At 65.9% G+C, this 21,659-nt stretch carries 14 protein-coding genes; 8 read left to right on the top strand and 6 right to left on the bottom strand.

What is annotated here, in order from left to right; genetic code table 11:
* Positions 1-404: 404 nt before the first annotated feature.
* From purH to EDE12_RS10440, 3 genes are all read left to right on the top strand, one after another.
* On the top strand, positions 405-1,997 hold the full coding sequence (gene purH / locus EDE12_RS10450; protein WP_026598969.1) for a bifunctional phosphoribosylaminoimidazolecarboxamide formyltransferase/IMP cyclohydrolase: 1,593 nt from the start codon (positions 405-407) through the stop codon (positions 1,995-1,997).
* Positions 1,998-2,597: 600 nt separating this feature from the next.
* Positions 2,598-4,118, top strand: a complete 1,521-nt coding sequence (locus EDE12_RS10445) for a hypothetical protein (RefSeq protein ID WP_051592510.1) — start codon at positions 2,598-2,600, stop codon at positions 4,116-4,118.
* A gap of 142 nt (positions 4,119-4,260) precedes the next feature.
* A complete protein-coding gene (locus EDE12_RS10440; protein ID WP_024880470.1) occupies positions 4,261-5,382 on the top strand; it encodes a helix-turn-helix domain-containing protein in 1,122 nt (373 codons plus the stop codon).
* A gap of 80 nt (positions 5,383-5,462) precedes the next feature.
* Here EDE12_RS10440 and EDE12_RS10435 read toward each other — a convergent pair whose 3' ends face one another.
* The 3 genes from EDE12_RS10435 to ptsP form a co-directional block, all read right to left on the bottom strand.
* A complete protein-coding gene (locus EDE12_RS10435; RefSeq protein ID WP_024880469.1) occupies positions 5,463-5,735 on the bottom strand; it encodes a hypothetical protein in 273 nt (90 codons plus the stop codon).
* A 98-nt stretch (positions 5,736-5,833) separates the two neighbouring features.
* A complete protein-coding gene (prfA, locus tag EDE12_RS10430) occupies positions 5,834-6,904 on the bottom strand; it encodes a peptide chain release factor 1 (RefSeq protein WP_024880468.1) in 1,071 nt (356 codons plus the stop codon).
* 260 nt (positions 6,905-7,164) lie between these two features.
* Positions 7,165-9,432 carry a phosphoenolpyruvate--protein phosphotransferase gene (gene ptsP, locus EDE12_RS10425; RefSeq protein WP_024880467.1) on the bottom strand — a complete coding sequence of 756 codons (2,268 nt, stop codon included), beginning with the start codon at positions 9,430-9,432 and terminating at the stop codon, positions 7,165-7,167.
* Between the two features lie 330 nt (positions 9,433-9,762).
* Here ptsP and EDE12_RS10420 point away from each other — a divergent pair, with 330 nt between their 5' ends.
* From EDE12_RS10420 to EDE12_RS10410, 3 genes are all read left to right on the top strand, one after another.
* Positions 9,763-12,603 (top strand): sensor domain-containing phosphodiesterase, encoded by a 2,841-nt coding sequence (locus tag EDE12_RS10420; protein ID WP_051465428.1) that lies wholly within the window; start codon positions 9,763-9,765, stop codon positions 12,601-12,603.
* A gap of 221 nt (positions 12,604-12,824) precedes the next feature.
* Entirely contained in the window at positions 12,825-14,963 is a 2,139-nt protein-coding gene (gene ligA, locus EDE12_RS10415; RefSeq protein WP_051592509.1) for an NAD-dependent DNA ligase LigA, read from the top strand.
* 86 nt (positions 14,964-15,049) lie between these two features.
* Positions 15,050-16,057: a methyltransferase gene (locus EDE12_RS10410; RefSeq protein ID WP_026598966.1), complete on the top strand. Its 1,008-nt coding sequence runs from the start codon at positions 15,050-15,052 to the stop codon at positions 16,055-16,057.
* Positions 16,058-16,330: 273 nt separating this feature from the next.
* Here EDE12_RS10410 and EDE12_RS10405 read toward each other — a convergent pair whose 3' ends face one another.
* Positions 16,331-17,203, bottom strand: coding sequence for an invasion associated locus B family protein (locus EDE12_RS10405; RefSeq protein ID WP_026598965.1), 873 nt, complete (start codon positions 17,201-17,203; stop codon positions 16,331-16,333).
* 125 nt (positions 17,204-17,328) lie between these two features.
* Between EDE12_RS10405 and EDE12_RS10400 the strand changes: the two genes are divergently transcribed.
* Positions 17,329-17,748 carry a hypothetical protein gene (locus tag EDE12_RS10400; RefSeq protein ID WP_026598964.1) on the top strand — a complete coding sequence of 140 codons (420 nt, stop codon included), beginning with the start codon at positions 17,329-17,331 and terminating at the stop codon, positions 17,746-17,748.
* On the opposite strand, the gene EDE12_RS10395 is transcribed toward EDE12_RS10400, so the two are convergent.
* The gene (locus tag EDE12_RS10395; RefSeq protein WP_026598963.1) at positions 17,743-19,248 is read right to left on the bottom strand and encodes a methyltransferase domain-containing protein; all 1,506 of its coding nucleotides are present in this window, start codon (positions 19,246-19,248) and stop codon (positions 17,743-17,745) included. The two genes, EDE12_RS10400 and EDE12_RS10395, sit on opposite strands and share 6 nt — an antisense overlap.
* A gap of 104 nt (positions 19,249-19,352) precedes the next feature.
* Positions 19,353-20,126, bottom strand: coding sequence for a bifunctional 2-polyprenyl-6-hydroxyphenol methylase/3-demethylubiquinol 3-O-methyltransferase UbiG (ubiG, locus tag EDE12_RS10390; RefSeq protein WP_024880460.1), 774 nt, complete (start codon positions 20,124-20,126; stop codon positions 19,353-19,355).
* A gap of 293 nt (positions 20,127-20,419) precedes the next feature.
* Here ubiG and EDE12_RS10385 point away from each other — a divergent pair, with 293 nt between their 5' ends.
* Positions 20,420-21,652, top strand: a complete 1,233-nt coding sequence (locus tag EDE12_RS10385) for an aspartate kinase (RefSeq protein ID WP_024880459.1) — start codon at positions 20,420-20,422, stop codon at positions 21,650-21,652.
* The last annotated feature ends 7 nt before the right edge of the window (positions 21,653-21,659 follow it).

The following is a 21,659-nucleotide window of genomic DNA, read 5'->3' as shown; positions in this document are numbered from 1 at the left end:
CGTCTCGAGCGACGCCACGCCGCCGGCGCGGCTTCTCCTTCGTGCGGAGGCATGTGGGAACACATGCGAAAGCTGCGCCGAATTTCCGAGGCTCGCGCGGGGATAGACTACCCGAAAGGGGAAAACAACCCTGAGCCCGCAGGCGGCGAACAGAAAAGGCGGCCGTGGTCCGGGATGCTTCCGGCTTCGATGCGCGACTTTTTTCAACGCTGCGGCCGAACGGAGCCGCTGCGTCCCGGACCTCCCATCCTCCCGCGCCGAATTTCGGCGCCGGGCGCGAAAGCGCGCGCCTTCTCTGAGAGGGCGCGGTCGGCGCGCATTGGTTTCTCCCCCCGGCGATCTATGCTAAGCGCCGGGCGACATCCTTTCCCCGCGACGTCTTCGCTCCACAAAGAGGGACCTGAATGCCGGTCGATCTGCGCCGTATCACGAGAGCTCTGCTGTCCGTCTCCGACAAGACCGGACTCGTCGAATTGGCGAAGGCTCTCGCCGCGCATGGCGTCGAGCTGATCTCCACCGGCGGCACGCGCAAGGCGCTGGCCGAGGCGGGCCTCTCGGTGCGCGATATCGCCGATGTCACCGGCTTTCCGGAGATGATGGACGGGCGGCTGAAGACGCTGCATCCCAAGGTGCATGGCGGCCTGCTGGCGATCCGCGAGAATCCCGAGCATGAGGCGGCCATGCTCGCCCATGACATTCCGCAGATCGATCTGCTGGTCGTCAATCTCTACCCCTTCGAGGCGACGCTGGCCAAAGGCGCGCCTTTCGAGACCTGCGTCGAGAATATCGACATTGGCGGGCCGGCGATGATTCGCGCCGCCGCCAAGAATCACGATGATGTCGCCGTGCTGGTCGAGCCGGCCGATTATGATGGGTTTCTCGCCGAGCTTTCCGCCAATGGCGGCGCCGCCACTCTGGCGACGCGCCGGCGCCTCGCGCAAAAGGCCTATGCCCGCACGGCGGCTTATGATGCGGCGATCTCCAATTGGCTGGCCGGCGCGCTCGGCGAGGCGACCCCGCCCTGGCGCGCGATGGGCGGCCATTTGTCCGAGCCCATGCGCTATGGCGAGAATCCGCATCAGAGCGCCGGATTCTATCTGACGGGAGAGAAGCGCTTCGGCGTCGCCACGGCGAGGCAGGCGCAGGGCAAGCAGCTCTCCTACAACAATGTCAACGACACCGACGCGGCCTTCGAGCTGGTCGCGGAATTCGATCCCGCGCGCACGGCGGCGGTGGCGATCATCAAGCATTCCAATCCTTGCGGCGTCGCCGAAGGCGCGAGCCTCGCCGAGGCCTATCGCAAGGCGCTGCGCTGCGATTCCGTCTCGGCTTTTGGCGGCATCGTCGCGCTCAATCGCAAGCTCGACGCCGAGGCGGCGCGCGAGATCGTGAAGATTTTCACCGAGGTCATCATCGCGCCGGAGGCGGATGAGGAGGCGATCGGCATTATTGCGGCGAAGAAGAATTTGCGTCTGCTGCTCACCGGCGGCCTGCCCGATCCGCGCGCGGGCGGGCTCACCTTCCGCAGCGTCTCGGGCGGCTTTCTGGCGCAGTCGCGCGACAATAGCGTCGTCGACGATCTCACCCTCACCGTGGTGACGAAGCGCGCGCCGACTTCGAGGGAGCTGGCGGATTTGAAATTCGCCTTTCGCGTCGCCAAGCATGTGAAGTCCAACGCCATTGTCTACGCGCGCGATCTCGCGACGGTGGGCGTCGGGGCGGGGCAGATGTCGCGCGTCGATTCTTCGCGCACGGCGGCTTTCAAGGCGGAGGAGGCGGCGCGCGAGGCCGGCGTGCGGGAGAGCTTCGCCGTCGGCTCGGTGGTCGCCTCGGATGCGTTCTTTCCCTTCCCGGACGGGCTGCTGGCGGCGGCCTCGGCCGGCGCGACGGCGGTCATTCAGCCGGGCGGCTCGGTCAATGACAAGGATGTGATCGCCGCCGCCGATGAGGCCGGCCTCGCCATGGTGCTGACCGGCGTGCGCCATTTCCGGCACTGAGCCGGCGCGCGCTGCGGCGCAATATGTTTCCGTAATCTGTTGTTTTAGCGCGGGGTGCGCGACATCGTGCCGCGTCCCCCGCGCTGCGCATATTGTCGCGCTGTCGCATTTTGCGGCGAAACGCGGGGAACTGTCGCAGCCTGCGCCAGTCTTTGCCGCCGACCAGCCGATGGCGTGACAATTCCGAGGCGATTTCAGGCAGTTCTAATTGCCATTGTGCGACGCACGGCGCCTAATGATCCCGACAATGACGACGCTCTCCTCTTTCGAGACGAGCATAGATCGGGAGCTGTGCTTGATATCGAGACGACAATAATCTGATCGAAAGTCTTTCGATCGCCCGTCTGTCGTATTTTGACGCGCCTTTCCTTCTCGAATGGCGCTCATGCCGCAGCTCTCCCGCAATTTCGGTCAGATCTCGTCGCGCTGCTCTCACGAGCGGCGTCGCTGGGTCGCGCCGTCACCTCACTTTCCTTCCCAGGGAAAGAGGCCCGCGCCGCTGGGTCGATGACGAGCGGTCACTCAATCCTCCCTAACTTTCCCGGCCGTCTCTTCGAAGGGCGGCCGGGACTTTTCGAAAAAAAAAAGACGGAAACGCCAATGACAGGAACCGGCGATGTGGCCGCCCCGCGTCCACAGCGGCTCGAGGCGGCGAGTGTGGTGGCGGCAGGACTGGCCTTCATTTCTATTTTCGCCGGACCGGCGCGCGCAGACACCACCGACCAGCTGCTCGACCAGCTGAAGGCCAAGGGAATTCTCACCAAGGGCGAATATCGCAAGCTCAAGGCGCGCCACGCGGCCGAGACCGCCGCGCCGGCCCGCGCGGCTGTGGCGAGCCGCGCTGCGCAGCCGCTCGCGACGCCTTCGGATCGCTACATCACGCGTCTCGACAAAGGGATCGGCGCGCGCGTCGGCGCGGTCGACGTGCGTCTGTCCGGGCAGCTCGCCTTTTTCGCGACCGAGCAATTCAAGCAGGCGGGAACGGCGAGCATCGCCGGCGGGCTCGGCGGCGGCAGCCTCTATAATAACTCCTCCGCCATTCGCTCCGGCCTGCTGCCGAGCGCTTTGGCGCTCAATCTCTCGACCGAGCAGGAGGGCTATAAGGTCTCCTTCTCGCTCGGCCTCTACGCCGGCGGCAATAATATTCGCGTCGGCCTGCTCAATGGCAATAGTTCCGGCGCCTCGGTGGCGCTCGGCACGCCGGGGGTCGATCTGCGGCAAGTGTTCGGCGAAATCAGCTCGCCGGACTTGGGCTCGCTGAAGGTCGGCCGCGATCTCGGCCTCTTCGCCGCAGACGCCATTCTCAACGACTTCACGCTATTCGGCGCCGGCACCATCGCCGCCAACGCCAGCCCCTCCAATACGAGCCTCGGCCGCATCGGCTTCGGCTATGTCTATGCGGATTGGATTCCGCAGCTCACCTATACGACGCCGGATTTCCACGGCGTCACCGTTTCGGTCGGCGCCTTCTCGCCCTATCAGCAATTCGACAACGCCGGCTCCTATGTGTCGGCCGCCGGCGTCCTTCCCTATTCGGGCGTTATCACCGGGCATGACCAGCCGGGCTTTCAGGCGCGCGTGAAATATATCGGCGAGCTCGCGCCGGGGATGAAGCTCACACTGTGGACCTCCGGCCTCACCCAGCGGCATCGCGTCGAATCCGGCGACGCCATATTGCTGCCGCGCGGCGCGGGCGTGCGGTCCATGGCGATAGACGCCGGCGGGCGGCTCGACGTCGGCCCTGTGACTCTGGTCGGCTATGGCTATAAGGGCGTCGGCCTCGGCACGACGGGGCTCTATTTCGATGGCGTCGGCTATGATGGCGAGCGGCGCAAATCCTCCGGCTATTACGCCCAGGCCGGCTATACGATCTTCGAGCGCCTGACTTTCGGCGGCAGCTATGGCGTCAGCTATCTCGACGCCAATCTCGCCGATTATCCGGGCCGGCTCGGCGATGGCGCGCTCGTCTCCGCCAACGCCTCGACGATCGGCTTCGTGAAATATCGCTTCACCGATTGGGTCACCTTCCAGAGCGAGTTCGTGCGCTCGGTCTCGCATAATCTGCTGGGGCAGGGGGTGAGGACCAACGCGCTCGTCGCCGGGACGATTTTCTCTTTCTGATCGAAGGGATAGCGGATCTGGCTGCGACAATTTGTGCGGTGCACAAAGTAAGTGTGCTCTCATAATAAAGGGTGGCGGTCGGCCCGGCGACGGTTCGGCTGCCGCCGCCGCGTGTTCGGGCGGCCGTGAAAAGGCGTCTCAAATGCCCCTCTATTCCGCCAGCCTGACGGAGGCGGCGCGTGATAAATTCTTCGGCCGCGGCGAGCTGCCGACAGTCGAGCTGAAACAGCCGATCCTGCGCTCCTGGCTGCGCTGCGCCGAGCTCGGCCTCGACGCCGCCCGGCCGCCGCGCGTCGCGCCGCTCGAGCGGAGCGAGCTGCAGACGTTTCTCGCGCGGCACGAGCGGCTTCGTCGCTTGTGTCGGCCCGAGCTCGACGCGCTGAACGCCGAGGCGCATGAGACGGGCGCGATCGTCATTCTCGCCGATGCGCAGGGCATGGTGGTCGACGCCATAGGCGATATCGGCTTCGCCGGCTATGCGGCGCAAATCGCGCTCAAGCCCGGCGCGCATTGGAGCGAGGCCGCCGCCGGCACCAACGCCATAGGCGCGGCGCTGGCCGAGCGGCGGGCCACGGCCGTGCATGGCGGCGAGCATTTCTACGAGAGCCATAATATTTTGAGCGGCGCGGCGGCGCCCATCGTCGATCCGCGCGGCGTCGTCGTCGGCGCGCTGGCGCTCGCCGCTCACGCCGCCGTGCATCGCGTGCATGCGCTAGGGCTCGTGCGCTTCGCCGTGGAGCAGATCGAGCATCGCTTCTTCGGCGGCGGCGCTTTCGCGGCGGCCACCTTGCTGCGCTTCCACACCGACCCGGCCGTCGTCGGCGCGCCGCGCGAAGGGCTGCTCGCCTTCGACGACGACAAGCGCCTCATCGCCGCCAATCGCCGCGGCCTCTCCTTCGTGCAGCGCGATTGGTGCGCGCTCGATGTGGCGCGATTGGAGGAGCTGTTCGAGCCGCTGCGATCCGGGCCGCAAATGGGGGAGATCATCGGGACCGACGGAAGGCGCTATTACGGCCTCGCCAACACGCCCGGCGCCTGCCGCGCGCGGCCGACCGATTGTCCCTGGGAGCTGCAGGACATCTGCTTCGAGCCGCCCTCGGCGCGGCTCGCGGAGCATAGGCTGCGCGACGCCGAGCTTTCGGCGATGCGCGCGGCGCTCGACGCCTGCGACGGCAATTTCAGCAAGGCCGCTCGCGTGCTCGGCGTGCATCGCAGCACGCTCTATCGCCGCTTGAACGAGCGGGCGGGGGAGAGGGCGCGGTAGCGCTCTCCGATCGAACGATAGGCGCAGCCGCTTCGAGATCGAAGGGCCGCGCCTTTTCGGACTCATTCATCCGCGCTGGCTCACTCGCAGACGCGCATGCGGCGAAAATAGAGGACATTGCCCCAATCATCGGTCACCGGACGGCGGGCGATGTAGCAATTGCTGGGCGCCTCGGAGGCGGCGATGGCGCCGAGCGTCAGAGCGGTCAGCGCGCCCGCGGCGGCGACGCCGCCCCAGTAGTGGCCGTGATGACCGTGATGCCAATAGGGGTCCGCCTGGGCGGTGGAAGCGGTGAAGTTCGAGGCGGCGATGGTGGCGGCCAGCAGGCCGGCGGTGAGGAATTTTTTGGTCATCTTGCGCTCCGTGGCTCGGTGTCGTTCACGCGTCTCGTGAACGTCCCGAACTTACGAAGCGCCGAGCGCCATGGATGTGCGCCTTCGCACCGAGCGGTTCACTCCTCGCTCTGCGCGAGCAGCTTGGCCTGATGATCCGTCGTCAGCGCGTCGAAAATCTCGTCCATCTCGCCTTCCATCACGCGATCGAGCTTGTAGAGTGTGAGATTGATGCGATGGTCGGTGACGCGGCCTTGCGGAAAATTATAGGTGCGGATGCGCTCCGAACGATCGCCCGAGCCGACCTGCGCCTTGCGATCGGCGGAGCGCGCGCTGTCGAGGCGGTGGCGCTCGGCGTCATAGAGGCGCGAGCGCAGCACCTCCATCGCCTTGGCCTTGTTGCGATGCTGCGAGCGCTCCTCCTGCATCATCACGACGATGCCGGATGGAATATGCGTGATGCGGATCGCCGATTCGGTCTTGTTGACATGCTGGCCGCCGGCGCCGCCCGAGCGCATCGTCTCTATGTTGAGATCCTTGTCGTCTATGGCGATATCGACATCCTCCGCCTGCGGCAGCACGGCGACCGTCGCTGCGGATGTGTGAATGCGCCCCTGCGTCTCCGTCGCCGGCACGCGCTGCACGCGATGCACGCCGGATTCGAACTTCAATTTCGCATAGACGCCGCGGCCGGCGATCTCGGCCACGATCTCCTTATAGCCGCCGAGCGCGCCGTCGCTGGCGGAGAGAATCTCGACGCTCCAGCCCTTGACGGCGGCGTAGCGCTGATAGGCGCGGAAGAGATCGCCGGCGAAGAGCGAGGCCTCGTCGCCGCCGGTTCCGGCGCGCACCTCGAGAATGACGCCCTTCTCGTCGGCGGAGTCTTTCGGCAGCAAAGCGAGCTTCAGCTCTTGCTCGGCGCTGGTCAGCGCTTCCTGCGCGACATCGAGCTCGCCTTCGACGAAGGCGCGCATATCGGGATCGATCGCCGGATCGGCGAGCATCTCGCCCGCGCCGGCGATCTCGGCCTGCGTCGCGCGATAGATTTTGATCTTGGCGACGACATCGTCGAGCATGGCGAGCTCGCGAGACAGCGCGACGAAGCTCGCCGCGTCCGGCCCCGAGCTGAGCCTGTCGGCGATCTCCTCGTGACGACGCAGAATGAGGTCGAGCTTGTCTTGGGCGAACATGGGGCTTGCCGAGCGAGAGGGTAGGGGATGGCGTGGAGCGAGGCGCGAGCGTCGCTAGCGGCCCCGGTCTTTCGCGGCGATTGCCGAAATCGACGCGTTCACCCTCGGGAGGGTCGGATGGCGAAGCCATCCGGGGTGGGGTTCCCCGCGAAAGACTCGGCGGAAACACCCCCTCCCGATCGCCTTCGGCGCTCGACCTCCCCCCTCGAGGGGGAGGTGGAAACGCCTCTCCCGGCCAGCTTTCGCGTTTTGGCGCATGCTCAAACCGGAATATCGCGTGCGGCGGCGAATTCGCGCAAAGTCTCGCGCAGGCTCGGCGCGCCGTCCTCCCTGGCGAGCAGCGAGGCCAGGAAAACCTCCGCCTCGTCGAGATTGACGGCGAGAATCATCGCCTTCACCGGTCCGATCGACGACGGCGACATGGACAGCGAGCGATAGCCGAGCGCGAGCAGCGCCAGCGCCTCCAGCGGACGGCCGCCCATCTCGCCGCAGAGCGTCACCGTCTTGCCGGCGCGCTTGCCCGCGGCGGCGATGCGCTCCAACGCGCGCAGCACGGGGGTGGAGAGCGTGTCGTAGCGCTTGGAGACGCGCGTGTTGTCGCGATCGGCCGCATACATATATTGCACGAGATCATTGGAGCCGACCGACAGAAAATCGGCGCGCGCGGCGATGCTGTCCAGCTCCCACAGCAGCGAGGGCACCTCGACCATGGCGCCGAGCTGCACATCGGTCGGCGGCATATGGCCGTGGCGCTGGAGATGCGCGAGCTCGCGATGCGCGATCGCTTTGGCCGCCTCGAATTCCGCGACATTGGCGATCATCGGAAACATGATGCGCACGTCGCGTCCGCCGGCCGCTTTCAGCATGGCGCGGATCTGCATCCGCAACAGGCCCGGCCGATCGAGGCCGATGCGGATGGCGCGCCAGCCGAGCGCGGGATTCTCCTCCTCGATCGTCGCCATATAGGGCAGGATTTTATCGCTGCCGATGTCGAGCGTGCGGAAGGTCACGGGGCGGTCCTGCACGGCGTCGAATACCGCCTTATAGAGCAGGAACTGCTCGTTCATGCGCGGGAAGCGCGGCGCCAGCATGAATTGCAGCTCGGTGCGGAACAGGCCGATGGAGCGCGCGCCGGTCTCGTGCAGATGCGGCACGTCGACGATGAGGCCGGCGTTCATATGCAGCGCGATCTCGACGCCGTCCTTGGTGACGGCGGGCACGTCGCGCAGCTTGGCGTATTGCTCCATACGGCGGGCGCGCAGCCGCGCCTTCTCGCCATAGGCGGTCTGAACGTCCGGCGGCGGGCGGATGTGGACGTCGCCGGTCACGCCGTCCACGATGACGGCGTCGCCCGCCTCGACGAGATCGGTCACATTGGCGGCGAGGCCGACCGTGGCGATGCCGAGCGCGCGGGCGACGATGCCGACATGGCTCGCCGGGCCGCCTTCCTCGAGCACGAGGCCGCGCAGCCGCGAGCGGTCGTAGTCGAGCAGCGCGGCCGGCCCCATGTTGCGGGCGATGAGAATGGCGTTCTCGGGGATCGATTCGCGCTCGGCGACATAGCTCTGCCCGGTGAGCTGATGCAGCAGCCGATTGGCGAGATCGTCGAGATCGTGGAGCCGATCGCGCAGATAGGGGTCGGTCTGGCGTTGCAGCTTGGCGCGGGCGTCGTTCTGCACGCGCTCCACCGCGGCCTCGGCCGTCAGGCCGCTCAGCACGGCCTCGTGCAGGCGCCGCACCCAGCCGCGGTCATTGGCGAAGATGCGCACCGCCTCCAGCACCTCGCGATGCTCGCCGGCGCCCATGCGGTCGCCATGGGCGACCAATTCATCGATGGAGAGGCGCATCGCCTCTATCGCCGCATCGACGCGCTGGACCTCCGCGGCGATATCCTCGGCGATGAGCTGCTTCACCACGACGCGGGGCTCGTGCAGCACGGCGTAGCCGAGCCCGACGCCCTCGCACATGGGCGCGCCCTTCACCGCCACCGGGCGGTCGAGCGCGAAGCTCTCCGGCGTCTTGGCGATGGAGCGCAGCTCGCCCGAGGCGATCATCTCGGCGACCAGCATCGCCGTCGTCTGCAGCGCCTCTATCTCCTCCTCGGAATAGATGCGCCGCACGCGGTTCTGCACGACGAGCACGCCGAGCGTGTTGCCGCCGCGCAATATCGGCACGCCGAGGAAGGAGTGGTAGATCTCCTCGCCCGTCTCCGGCTTGTAGGAGAAGGAGGGGTGCTCTTGCGCCTCGGAGAGGTTCAGAGGCTCGGCGCTTTTGGCGATGAGGCCGACGAGGCCCTCGCCGGCGTGCATTGTGGTGAGATGCACCGCCTCGCGATTGAGGCCTTCGGTCGCATAGAGCTCGAGCCGCTGATCGGCGCGCAGCACATAGACCGAGCAGACTTCCGCCACCATATTGGACGCGATGAGCACGACGATCTTGTCGAGCCGCGCCTGCGCGCTCACCGGCTCCGCCATGACCTCGCGAAGCCGGCGGAGCAGCAAGCGGGGTCCGCCGAGAGCGCTACGCATCCAGTTTCCTTAGTTTTCGACAGGCTGTAGTCGCCAGACGAGGGCTCTGCGCGGACGCATCTCCCAAATCTAGAGAACTTCTAAATTTCTGCCCTGTTCCTGTTTCAGCGTATATTGGCCCCGTCCGGCCTCCGCAAGCGCGGCCGCTCGGCCGCCCGCGACACGCAAAGACCATACCGGCTTGCAGAGCGACGACTTAGCCGGTACCAGTCAAAATTCAGACAAGAAGAAATCCGAAAGCCGACCGGTCCGCCCCGCGACAATCGGACTTTTTGGGCCTGCGCGCCAGAGACGAGATTCGTGCCGCTATCCAGATATCTGATCGCCCTAATGTTTCTCGTCCTTTGCGGGTCGCGGGCGCTCGCCATCGATTCCGTGCGCGTGCCGCAGGACGCCGCCGCCATCGACCTCACCCATGCGGTCGAGAAATATTCCTCCGAGGGCGACCGCCTGCAGGTGTCGACCGCCCCCGGCTCCGATGGAATCATCCGACGCATCGAAGTGGGCGCCAAGGAAGCAGGCACCCGCCCGAGCTGGATCGTCTTTGCGCTCACAAATGATACGGACGAGCAGCTGGAGCGTCTGATCGTTGCCCCGCATTTCCGCCTTCAGGGGTCGGGAGTGATCTGGCCGGATCTCGGCGCGACGCGCATTTCGGCGATCACCGCGAGCCAAGGGTTCCCGCCGGAGCATGAGGAAAGCGGGGACGCCGATGTTTTTCGCCTGACCCTCGATCCCGGCACGACGATCACCTATGTCGCCGAGCTGCGCACGCCCAATCTGCCGCAGCTCTATCTGTGGGAGCCGGACTCCTACAAGGACAAGGTGACGAGCCTCACCCTCTATAAGGGCATCGTCATCGGCATCGCCGGCCTGCTGGCGCTGTTCCTGACCATCGTCTTCGTCGTCAAAGGCGCGGTGATCTTCCCGGCGGCGGCGGCGCTCGCCTGGTCGGTTCTGGCCTATGTCTGCATCGATTTCGGCTTTTGGGCCAAGATTTTCGGCGTCGACCCCAACGCCGACCGCATCTGGCGCGCCGGCGCCGAGACGGTGCTGTCGGCGACCTTGGTGGTGTTTCTCTTCGCCTATCTCAACCTCAACCGCTGGCATGTGCGCGCCTGGCATGTGGCGGCGCTCTGGCTGCTGATTCTCGCCGATCTCGTCGGCCTCGCCATTTTCGACGCGCCAGTGGCGGCGGGCGTCGCCCGCATCTCGCTGGCAACCGTCTCGGCCGTCGGCTTCGTGCTGGTCCTGTATTTGGCGACGCATGGCTTCGACCGCGCCATCATGCTGATTCCGACATGGTTTCTGCTGCTGCTCTGGGTCTGCGCGGCGGGCTTTACCGTGGCCGGCTGGCTGACCAATGATCTGGTCTCGCCGGCGCTGGTCGGCGGCCTGGTGCTGATCGTGATGCTGATCGGCTTCACCGTTATGCAAAATGCCTTCGCCAGCGGCGGCCTCGCCCATGGCGCGATCTCCGACACGGAACGCAAGGCGCTGGCGCTCACCGGCGCGAACGAGATCGTCTTCGATTGGGACGTGCCGGCCGACTACATCTATGTGAGCCCGGAGGTGGAGGAGCAGCTCGGCCTCGACCGTGGCGGGCTCGAGGGGGCGGCCTCCTCCTGGCTCGCTCTGCTGCATCCTTTCGAGCACGACCGCTATCGCGCCTGCCTGGACGCGCTGCTCGAGCAGCGGCGCGGGCGCATTAATCAGGAATTCCGGCTGCGCGCCGCCGACGGCCATTATTTCTGCTACCGGCTGAGGGCGCGGCCGGTCATCGGGCCGGACGGCGAGGTCATCCGCGTCGTCGGCACGCTCATCGACGTCACCGACGAGCGCAACGCCCGTGAGCGGCTGCTGCATGACGCCGTCCACGACAATCTGACCGGCCTGCCGAATCGCGAGCTGTTTTTCGACCGGCTGGAGGTGGCGCTGGTCTTCGCCGGTCTTGAGGCTGGGCTGCGTCCGACCGTGCTCGCCGTCGATATCGACCGTTTCCGCCAGATCAACGAGCAGGTGGGCGTCGCCACCGGCGATTCGATCCTGCTCACCATCGCCCATCGACTGACCCGGCTCTTGCAGCAGCAGGACACTCTGGCGCGGCTCGACGGCGATCGTTTCGCCATCATCCTCGTCTCCGAGACCGACGTCGACCATGTGATCACGCTCGCCGATTCGGTGCGGCGCACGCTGGCGACGCCGGTGCGCTTCACCGATCGCGAGATTTCGCTGTCGGTGTCGATCGGCGTGGCGCTCTTCGACAAGGAATTGCATCCCGACCGCCACGAAATGCTGGAGGACGCCGAGATCGCGCTGCGCCACGCCAAAAAGCTCGGCGGCAATCGCATAGAGGTGTTCCGCCCGGCGATGCGCGCGCAACGCTCCGATCGGTTGACCCTTGAGGCCGATCTGCGCCGCGCGCTGGAGCGCGGCGAGATCAAGGTGTTCTTCCAGCCCGTGGTGCGGCTCGAGGATCGCACCATCGCCGGCTTCGAGGCGCTTCTGCGCTGGGACCATCCGCGCCTCGGCCAGCTCGATCCGAGCGAGTTCGGCCAGGTCGCCGAGCAGACCGGCCTCGTCGTCGATTTCGGCCTTTTGGCGCTGGAGCGCACGGCCCGCGAGCTGGCCGCCTGGCAGCGCGCGCTCGCCGTCGATCCGCCGATCTTCGCCTGCGTCAATATCGGCTCGCGGCAATTGCTGCGGCACGATCTCTTGCGCGATGTGAAGAGCGTGCTGATGCGCAACGACATCGTCAAAGGCAGCCTCAAGCTCGCGCTCGGCGAGGGGCTGGTGATGGAAAATCCCGAATATGCCGCGCAAATGCTGGGCCGCATCAAGGAGCTGGGCGCCGGCCTCGCGATGAGCGATTTCGGCTCCGGCTATTCCTCGCTCGCCTATCTGCAGAGCTTCCCCTTCGACACGATCAAGATCGGCCGCTCCTTCACGCGCCAGACCGGCAAGGGCTCGCGCGCGGTGATTCTGCGCTCGCTCATCTCGCTGGCGCATGATCTCGGCATGGATGTCGTCGCCGAGGGCGCCGAGACCGAATCGGACGCTATCGAGCTCTATCAGCTCGGCTGCGCCTATGCGCAGGGCTATGCCTTCGGCCGCCCGATCAGCCCGATGGAGGCGCGAAGGCTGGTGGGCGCGGCGCCCGAGGCGGCGTAGGGCTGGGACTCTCCTTCTCCCACTCGGGGAGAAGGTGGCCCGACGAAGTCGGGTCGGATGAGGGTCCTTTCGAATATCCATACGCTTTGCGTCATCGCGCAAATAATCGTAAACGGCGAGATCGGCGCGAGCCCTCATCCGACCCTCGCTGACGCGAGGGCCACCTTCTCCCACAAGTGGGAGAAGGGGCGCGCGCTGGTTTTTGATGCTCGGATGTTGTCATGGCCTCTGATGACGCTCCTTCCCGCAAGCGCGGACCAAGACCGCTGACGCCGATCGAAGATCTCTCGCCGCGGCGGGCGAAGCTCGAATATTCGCGGCTCGCGGAAGAGCTCGCCGAATATGACCGCCGCTATTATCAGGAAGACTCCCCCGCGGTCAGCGACGCCGACTATGACGCGCTGCGCCAGCGCTATGAGGCTTTGGAAAAAGCCTTTCCCGAGCTTTCGTCCGACGTTTCGCTGACCAAGAAGGTCGGCTCGGCGCCGGCGGAGAAATTCGCGAAAATAAAACATGTCGTGCCGATGCTCTCGCTCGGCAACGTCTTCGCGGAGGAGGAGGTCCATGAATTCGTCGCGCGCGTGCGGCGCTTTCTGGGCTTTTCCGACGAGGCGCCGCTCTTCTTTACCGCCGAGCCGAAAATCGACGGCCTCTCCTGCTCGCTGCGCTATGAGAAAGGCGCGCTCGTCTATGCCGCGACGCGCGGCGATGGCTATGAGGGCGAGGACATCACCGCCAACATCCGCACGCTCGAAGAAATTCCGCAGCGCCTGCATGGCGAGAGCTGGCCGGATGTGCTGGAGGCGCGCGGCGAGGTCTATATGCGGCGCGAGGATTTCTTCGCGCTCAATGAGCGGCAGGCGGCGGCGAATAAGCCGCTCTTCGCCAATCCGCGCAATTCCGCCGCGGGCTCGCTGCGCCAGCTCGATCCCAAAGTGACGGCGAGCCGGCCTTTGCGCTTCTTCGCCTATAGTTGGGGCGAGGTGAGCGTCATGCCGTCCGACACGCAATATGGCATGGTGCAGGCGCTGGCGAGCTTCGGCCTGCCGACCAATCCGCTCACCAAAATTTGCGTCAGCGCCGAGGAGATGCTCGCGCATTTCCGCGACATAGAAGCGCGCCGCGCCACGCTCGGCTATGACATAGACGGAGTCGTCTACAAGGTGGATGACATTGGCCTGCAAATCCGTCTCGGATTCGTCTCGCGCGCGCCGCGCTGGGCGGTGGCGCATAAATTTCCCGCCGAGCAGGCCAAGACCATCGTGCGCGGCATAGACATAAATGTCGGCCGCACCGGCGCGTTGACGCCGATCGCGCGGCTGGAGCCGGTGACGGTCGGCGGCGTCGTCGTCTCCAACGCCACGCTGCACAATGAGGACGAGATCGCGCGCAAGGATATTCGCGTCGGCGACACGGTCGTCGTGCAGCGCGCCGGCGACGTCATTCCGCAGATCGTGGAGGTCGTTCTCGACAAGCGGCCGGAGGGGACGAAGCCTTATGAGTTTCCGCATGTCTGCCCGGCCTGTGGCTCGGCCGCGGTGCGCGAGATCGATGAGAAGACCGGCGAGGCAGATGTCGTGCGCCGCTGCACCGGCTCGCTGGTTTGTCCGGCGCAGGCGATCGAGCGGCTGAAGCATTTCGCCTCGCGCAACGCCATGGACATAGAAGGGCTCGGCGACAAGCAGATCGAGGCTTTCTTCGAGGAAGGCCTTATTCGCACGGCCTCCGAAATCTTCACTTTGGCCGAACGAAACCGAGCGAGCCTCACCAAGCTCGAGAATCGCGAGGGCTATGGCGAGACCTCGGTGCGCAATCTCTTCGTCGCGATCGACGCGCGGCGCAGCGTGCCGATCAATCGCTTTCTGTTCGCGCTCGGCATTCGCCATGTCGGCGAGACCAACGCCAAGCGCCTCGCGCGGCATTTCGCCGATTTTGCGAGCCTTCGCGATACTGCGCGCGAGGCCGCGCCGGGAAGCGAAGCGCGCGAGCGTATCGAATCGATCGAAGGCATTGGCGGCGTCGTCGCCGAGGCGCTCTATGACTTCTTCGCCGAGAAACACAATGAGGACGAGATCGAAGCGCTTCTCGCGCATGTGACGCTAGAGCCCATGCCGCAGATCGAAAGCGCTTCGCCCGTCGCCGGCAAGACGGTGGTCTTCACCGGCGCGCTGGAGCGGCTGACGCGCGAGGAGGCCAAGGCGCAGGCCGAACGTTTCGGCGCGAAAATCTCCGGCTCCGTGTCGAAAAAGACCGATCTCGTCGTGGCGGGGCCGGGCGCGGGCTCCAAGCTGGCCAAGGCCAAGGAGCTCGGCGTCGAGGTCATCAGCGAAGAGGAATGGTTTACGCGAACGAACCAGTAGGGGCGCGGTCGACCGCCGTGGCGCGAAATGGTAAGACGAGCCGCTATTTTAGATGCGCGCGGCGAGATTCGTTTGTGAGGACAAAGATGAGCCAGCTCTCACCGGAAAAAATCCTCGGTCTCGGCTTCGCCTTTTGGAACTCGAAAGTCTTGCTCTCGGCGGTCGAGCTCGGCCTGTTCACCGTTCTGGCGGAAGGCCCGGCCGACGACGAAACGCTGCGCGCCCGCCTCGGCCTGCATCAGCGTTCGGCGCGCGATTTCTTCGATGCGCTGGTGGCGCTCGGAATGCTCGAGCGCGAAAACGGCCTCTATCGCAACACGGCGGAGACGGACCTCTTTCTCGATCGCGCCAAGCCGAGCTATGTCGGGCAAATATTGGAAATGTCCAATCTGCGCTTGTTCTCGAGCTGGAACCGCCTCACCGATGCGTTGCGCACCGGCGCGGCGCAGAGCGAGAACGCCGCCGAGGGGGATTTTTTCGGCGCTCTCTACGCCGATCCGCAAAAGCTGCGCGGCTTCCTCACCGCGATGAGCGGCATAAGCGCCGGTCCGGCGCAGGCCATCGCCGCGAAATTCCCGTGGAAGGATTATGCGAGCTTCATCGATGTCGGCTGCGCGCAGGGCATGGTTCCCGTCACGGTCGCGCGCGCGCATCCGCATCTGACGGGCGGCGGTTTCGATCTGCCGCAAGTGCAGCCGGTGTTCGACGATTTCGTTGCGCAGAACGGCCTATCGGATCGGCTGCGTTTCTATCCGGGCGATTTCTTCAAGGATGCGCTGCCCAAGGTCGACGTCATCGTCATGGGGCATATTCTCCACGATTGGAATCTCGAGGAGAAGCGCCTGCTGCTGGCGAAGGCCTATGAGGCGCTGCCGAAGGGCGGGGCGCTCATCGTCTATGAGGCGCTGATCGATGACGAGCGCAAGACCAACGCCTTCGGCCTGCTGATGAGCCTCAACATGCTGATCGAGACGCCCGGCGGCTTCGATTACACAGGCGCGGATTGCCAGGGCTGGATGCGCGAAGCCGGGTTCTTCGAGACGCGCGTCGAGCATTTGCTCGGGCCGGATTCGATGGTCGTCGGCGTGAAGTGAGTCGCGCGATTCTCGCCGACCTTCGCCGCCGCGACGTCATGGCCGGGCTTGTCCCGGCCATCCACGCCAACGCGCCGAATCGTCTTAGAAGTTTGGCGTGATGCAGAAGCTCCGGCGGCGCACGACGTGAGATCGTCGATGGTGGGCGCTTTCCTTCGTTTTCTCAGCTGCTTGGCGTGGATGGCCGGGACAAGCCCGGCCATGACGGCGGCAGTGTCTCGCGATGCGCGAATCCGATAGCCCGCTGCGGGGGAGAGGGGACGTTCGGCGCCTCTACGGGCATTCCTTCTGCACGCGGCCGAGCGCGTCCGAGAGGCCCTTCAGCGAGTAAGTATCGGTCGTGGCATTGCCCTTGGCCGAAGGCGCCTTGACGATGAGCTTGGAGCCGCTCTTCAGAGCCTCGACGAATTCTTTCTCCTTCGCCGGATTCTTCACCCAGGCGTTGGCGCCTTTGGTCACGAGCTCGAAATTGTCGCCGTCTATGTCGGCGCTGGCGGCGCCGCCGTCCTTGGCCGCGAAGCCCAGAATGATCGCCACCTCATTGCGAACGCCTTCGGCCGGCCGCGTCGAGATGAAGACATAGGCCTTGTCGCGCTGCAGCTTCGCCGGCTGGCGATCCTTCGGCTCGGCGAGCGCATAGCAGGTCTTGTCCTTGCCCTGCCCATGCGCGGTCATGGCGTTCCAATCGCCATAGGAGCCGATGGCGGTCGGCGTCTTGGCGCCGGCCTTCTCCTTCTCGGCCGGCTTGTCCTTGCCGGCTTTGGCGTCCTTGTCCTTGCTCGCCTGGTCCTTGCCGCCTTTGGCGGGCTTGCCGTTCTTGTCCTTGGCGGGCTTGGCGTCAGGCTCCTCGGAATCATCCGCGGCCGCGGCCTTTTTCGCGTCCGCAGGCTTCTTCGCCTCGGCGGCTTTTTTCGCGTCCGCGGGCTTTTTGGCGGCGTCCGGCTTTTTTGCTTCGCCCGGCTTGGCGGGCTCGGCCTTTTTCGCCTCCGGCTTTTTTGCCTCCGACTTGGCGGGTTTCTTCTTATCGGCCTTGGTTTCGGCGGCCGCATCCTCGGCCGCCGGCTTTTCTTTGGCGAGCGCCGGCGCCGCGACAGTGAGGCCGAGGCCGGCGGCGAGAAGGAGGGGGAGGACAGAAGGGCGAATCATAGCGTGAATTCTATCGTCCGAGCCTGTGGCGAACCAGTGGCGGCGTCGCAGATGAAAGCCGATCGCTGGAATGTTTCCTGCTTGGCGCGGGCGCGCGAAAGACGCGCGCGAAACGGGATGTTTCCATGGCCAGACGGCACATTCTCTATATCGAGCGCGGCAAATTGCCGGACCGCGCCGCTCATCAAAAGGCGATCGACGCCGCCAAGATCGGCGTCGCGCTGGATCACGACTACGCGCCCTTCGCCGTCGAGGGCTATCTGCCCTGCACATACGACGGCGAGGACGCCGGCTTCGACATTCGCTTCTCGGAGCGCGACACCGCTGCGGCGCTGTCGCCGGAGCTGGCCGCGGCGATCGGCGGCAGAGACGCGCAGATCGCCATCAAATGGTCGAGCGATCCCCGCGAGAAGATCGCGGCGCTGGCCTTCAGCGCCGCGCTCGCCAAGGATTTCGACGCGATCGCCCATGATCCCGACAAGGACAAGATCATCGCCGCCGACGCGCTGCTGAAGCAGGCGAAGGCGGCGCTCGACGAATTATAGAGTTTCGCGCCGCCGCAGCAGGACCAGCCGGCCATCGACCGGCTGGTTGGCCTCTATGCGGATCGTCGTCGCCCGCGAGACGAGCGGGACGAAGTCCTTCTGAGAGAGCGTCTCTATATAGGCCGGGTCATGCGTGAAGCGGCCTGCGGGATCGAGCGTGTAATCCGCGCCGGTGCCGGTCTCGAAGCTGAACGCGAAGACGCCGCCCGGCGCAAGATGCGCCGCCACGCCGTCGAACAGCGCCGAGAGATCGCCGAGATAGATCAGCAAATCCAGCGCGACGACGAGATCGAAGCGCTCGTCGCAGTCGGCCAGGAACGCCTGCGCGTCCTGTTCCACGAGCTGCGCATAGAGCCCGCGCTCGCGCGCTTTTTCCAGCATGCGCGGGGAGAGGTCGACGCCGACGATCTGCGCGCCGAAGCCGGCGAGCATGGGCGCCGCGAGGCCGGTGCCGCATCCGAGGTCGAGAATGCGCGGAAAGCTGCGTGCGGTTTCCGCCAGCAGCGGCTGCAATGTCTCCGGCAGCCGATAGCCGAGCGTCTCTGTGAGATGACGGTCGAAGTCCGGCGCATAGAGATCGAAGCAGGCGGCGATATAGGCCGGCGAGGCGCGGTCGCGCGGCGTCCCGCGCAGCGCGTCGAGATGGAAGGGGATGATCTGATCATCAGGCGCCGCGCGCAGCAGCGCCTCGCCGAAGCGAATCGCCGCCTCCTTATGGCCGAAGCCGCAGAGAGCGCGGAAGACGGTGCGGCCGATGCGCGCATCCTCCTCCGCGTGAAGCCCGGCGCCGCGCCGGTAGGCGGCGAAGGCTTCCTCGGGCGAGGCTTCCAAAGCCGTTTCCACGCAAGCGGCGAGCGCATATTTGCGGACGATCGCGGCTTCCTCCGGTAGAGCGACGGCGGCCTGTTCCAGAGCGGCGCGTGCGGCGGCGAACTCGCCGATCAGATAGAGCGTCTGGCCGTAGCAGGCGTAGAGGCCGGGCGTGGCGACGCCGCGATCCAGCGCGCCGCGCAGCAGCGTGACGGCCTCGTCATAGCGGCGGCTCTCGAGGCAGATGAGGCCGAGCCCTGTCGCCGCCTCGGCGCAGGCGGGGTCGAGATCGAGCGCTGCGAGATAGGAATGCTCGGCGGTGGCGGTCTCGCCGATCTCGTTGCAGAGGCTGGCGACGGTGAGCCAGACCTGCACCCGGCTCGGATCGCGCTCGAGCGAGGCGATGAAGCATTGCAGCGCGTCGGCCTTGCGGCCGTCGAGCCAGAGCACAGCGCCGAGATCGGCGAGGAGATGGGCGTCCTCGGGCGTCAGCGAGGCCGCCGTCGTCAGAGCGGCGACGGCGCCGGTCACATCGCCCTCCTGCCAGAGGCCGAGGCCGAGATAGCGCAATGCTTTGACCGGCGATTCGCCGGCGTCCATCATTTCAGCGAAACGAGGAAAGCGCGCGCGCCAGACGCCGAGCGTGTCGATGAGGTCCGGCGGCGACGGCGGAGAAATATGCAGACTCATGCGGCTATGCTCCCGAAACAAACGGGACATAGTCTGCCGCGCGGAGCTGTCGTCAGGCTTGCCTGGCGCTTCATCCGCGCCGAGGCTCGCTCGGACGCGGAACGTCAGCCGTCCTTTTTCGCCGCCATCATGTAATTCACATCGGTGTCGTGGCTCTTGCGCCAGCTGCGCGTCAGCGGCTGGAAGCTCATGCCGGAGCGGTCGATCTCGCGCAGTCCGGCGCGGCGCAGCCAGGCGGATAATTCGTCGGGCCGGACGAATTTGTCGTGGTTGTGCGTGCCGCGCGGCACCCAGCCCAGCACATATTCGGCGCCGAGAATTGCCAGCGCATAGCTCTTCAGCGTGCGGTCTATCGTGGCGAGAAACAGCATTCCGCCGGGCTCGACCAGCGAGGCGAGCGTCGCGATGAAGTCGCTCTGTCCTTCGACATGCTCCAGCACCTCCATGGCGACGACGATATCGAAGCGCGCGCCTTCCGCGGCCAGCGCCTCGGCGGTGCTGTTGCGATAGGCGATGTCGAGGCCGGAGCGTTCCGCATGGCGGCGCGCCACCTCTATATTATTGGGCGCGGGATCGACGGCTGTCACCTTCGCGCCCAGCTCAGCCAGGGATTCGCTCAATATGCCGCCGCCGCAGCCGATATCGACGAGCCGCAGCCCTTCGAGCGGTTGCGCGTCATGACGGTCGCGCGGCGCACCATCCGTGCGGAAATGGCGGCATGCGTGGTCGCGGATGTAGTCGACGCGAACCGGGTTGATGTCGTGCAAAATGCCCATCTTGCCCGAGGCGTCCCACCACAGCTCGCCGAGCCGGTCGAAACGGTCGACGTCTTTCGGGTCGATGCTGGCGGAATGGGGGCGGTCATGATGCTGCGGCACGCTTGTCCTCTTTTGTTCGGCCTCGGCGGCCGCTCTCGCGATCTGGAGCTCTCCCTCGTGCTTCGAGACGGCTCCTTCGGAGCCTCCTCAGCATGAGGGAGAGGATTGCTCCCTTCACCAGTGGCGCTCCTCATGCCGAGGAGCCCGCGTAGCGGGCGTCTCGAAGCACGCGGAACCCCGCCGCGGCGTTGACACCGGCGGCGGGGGCGTCACATATACGCCCGCTTTTGGTCGGATGCGAGCGGCCATCCGGCTCGCCCGAGCCGGGCCCGTGTTTCCAATCTAGGTCGGTCATGGCTCGTCTGGTGATGAAATTCGGCGGCACCTCGGTCGCCAATGTGGAGCGCATCCGCAATGTCGCGCTCCATGTGAAGCGCGAGGTGGAGGCGGGATATAAGGTCGCTGTCGTGGTCTCGGCCATGTCCGGCAAGACCAATGAGCTGGTCGCCTGGTGCAAGGACGCCGCCGCTCTGCACGATCAGCGCGAATATGATTCCGTCGTCGCCTCGGGCGAGCAGGTGACTGCCGGCTTGCTCGCCATCGCCTTGCAGAATCTCGGTCTTCCGGCGCGCTCCTGGCTCGGCTGGCAAATCCCGATCCTGACCAGCGACGCCCATGGCTCGGCGCGCATCCAATCTATCGACGGCTCCGCTTTGCGCGCCGGCTTCGATCGGGGCGAGGTCGCCGTCATCGCGGGCTTCCAGGGAGTTCACCAGCCGAGCGGCCGCATCACCACGCTCGGCCGCGGCGGCTCGGACACCAGCGCCGTCGCCGTCGCCGCCGCCATAGAGGCGGATCGCTGCGACATTTATACGGATGTCGACGGCGTTTACACCACCGATCCGCGCGTCGTTCCCAAGGCGCGGCGCATGGAGCGCATCGCCTTCGAGGAGATGCTGGAGATGGCCTCGCTCGGCGCCAAGGTGCTGCAGGTGCGCTCGGTCGAGGTGGCCATGGTGCATGGGGTCCGCACCTTCGTCCGCTCGTCCTTCGACGATCCGGCCCGTCCCAACAGCGGCACGCTGATCTGCAAAGAGGAGGATATAGTGGAAGCCCAGGTCGTGACAGGCATCGCCTTCTCGCGCGACGAGGCGCAGATCACGCTTCGCCGCGTCGCCGACAAGCCGGGCGTGGCGGCCGCCGTCTTCGTGCCGCTGGCCGAGGCCGGCGTCAATGTCGACATGATCGTGCAGGTCGCCTCCGACGCGACCATGACCGACATGACCTTCACCGTGCCGGCCGCCGAATATGAGCGCTGCCTCTCCATTCTCGAGAAGGCCAAGCCCTCGATCGGCTATGCCGGGCTCACCGGCGCCAAGGATGTGGCGAAGGTCTCGGCGATCGGCATCGGCATGCGCAGCCATGCCGGCGTCGCCGCCCGCGCCTTCAAGGCGCTCGCCGACAAGGGCGTCAATATTCGCGCCATCACCACATCGGAGATCAAATTCTCCGTGCTGATCGACGCCGCTTATACAGAACTCGCCGTCCGCACGCTGCATTCGCTCTACGGCCTCGACGCCGAGTGAGGCCGGC

This window comes from Methylosinus sp. sav-2 (genome assembly GCF_004366495.1).
In the GTDB taxonomy this organism is placed as follows: domain Bacteria; phylum Pseudomonadota; class Alphaproteobacteria; order Rhizobiales; family Beijerinckiaceae; genus Methylosinus.
Note: the sequence above shows the minus strand (reverse complement) of the source record. Positions and strands in the feature narration are given on the sequence as shown.

Coding starts and splice junctions, on each gene's coding strand:
- purH (WP_026598969.1), top strand. CDS start 405: ATGCCGGTCGATCTGCGCCGTATCACGAGAGCTCTGCTGTCCGTCTCC.
- EDE12_RS10445 (WP_051592510.1), top strand. CDS start 2,598: ATGACAGGAACCGGCGATGTGGCCGCCCCGCGTCCACAGCGGCTCGAG.
- EDE12_RS10440 (WP_024880470.1), top strand. CDS start 4,261: ATGCCCCTCTATTCCGCCAGCCTGACGGAGGCGGCGCGTGATAAATTC.
- EDE12_RS10435 (WP_024880469.1), bottom strand. CDS start 5,735: ATGACCAAAAAATTCCTCACCGCCGGCCTGCTGGCCGCCACCATCGCC.
- prfA (WP_024880468.1), bottom strand. CDS start 6,904: ATGTTCGCCCAAGACAAGCTCGACCTCATTCTGCGTCGTCACGAGGAG.
- ptsP (WP_024880467.1), bottom strand. CDS start 9,432: ATGCGTAGCGCTCTCGGCGGACCCCGCTTGCTGCTCCGCCGGCTTCGC.
- EDE12_RS10420 (WP_051465428.1), top strand. CDS start 9,763: ATGTTTCTCGTCCTTTGCGGGTCGCGGGCGCTCGCCATCGATTCCGTG.
- ligA (WP_051592509.1), top strand. CDS start 12,825: ATGGCCTCTGATGACGCTCCTTCCCGCAAGCGCGGACCAAGACCGCTG.
- EDE12_RS10410 (WP_026598966.1), top strand. CDS start 15,050: ATGAGCCAGCTCTCACCGGAAAAAATCCTCGGTCTCGGCTTCGCCTTT.
- EDE12_RS10405 (WP_026598965.1), bottom strand. CDS start 17,203: ATGATTCGCCCTTCTGTCCTCCCCCTCCTTCTCGCCGCCGGCCTCGGC.
- EDE12_RS10400 (WP_026598964.1), top strand. CDS start 17,329: ATGGCCAGACGGCACATTCTCTATATCGAGCGCGGCAAATTGCCGGAC.
- EDE12_RS10395 (WP_026598963.1), bottom strand. CDS start 19,248: ATGAGTCTGCATATTTCTCCGCCGTCGCCGCCGGACCTCATCGACACG.
- EDE12_RS10385 (WP_024880459.1), top strand. CDS start 20,420: ATGGCTCGTCTGGTGATGAAATTCGGCGGCACCTCGGTCGCCAATGTG.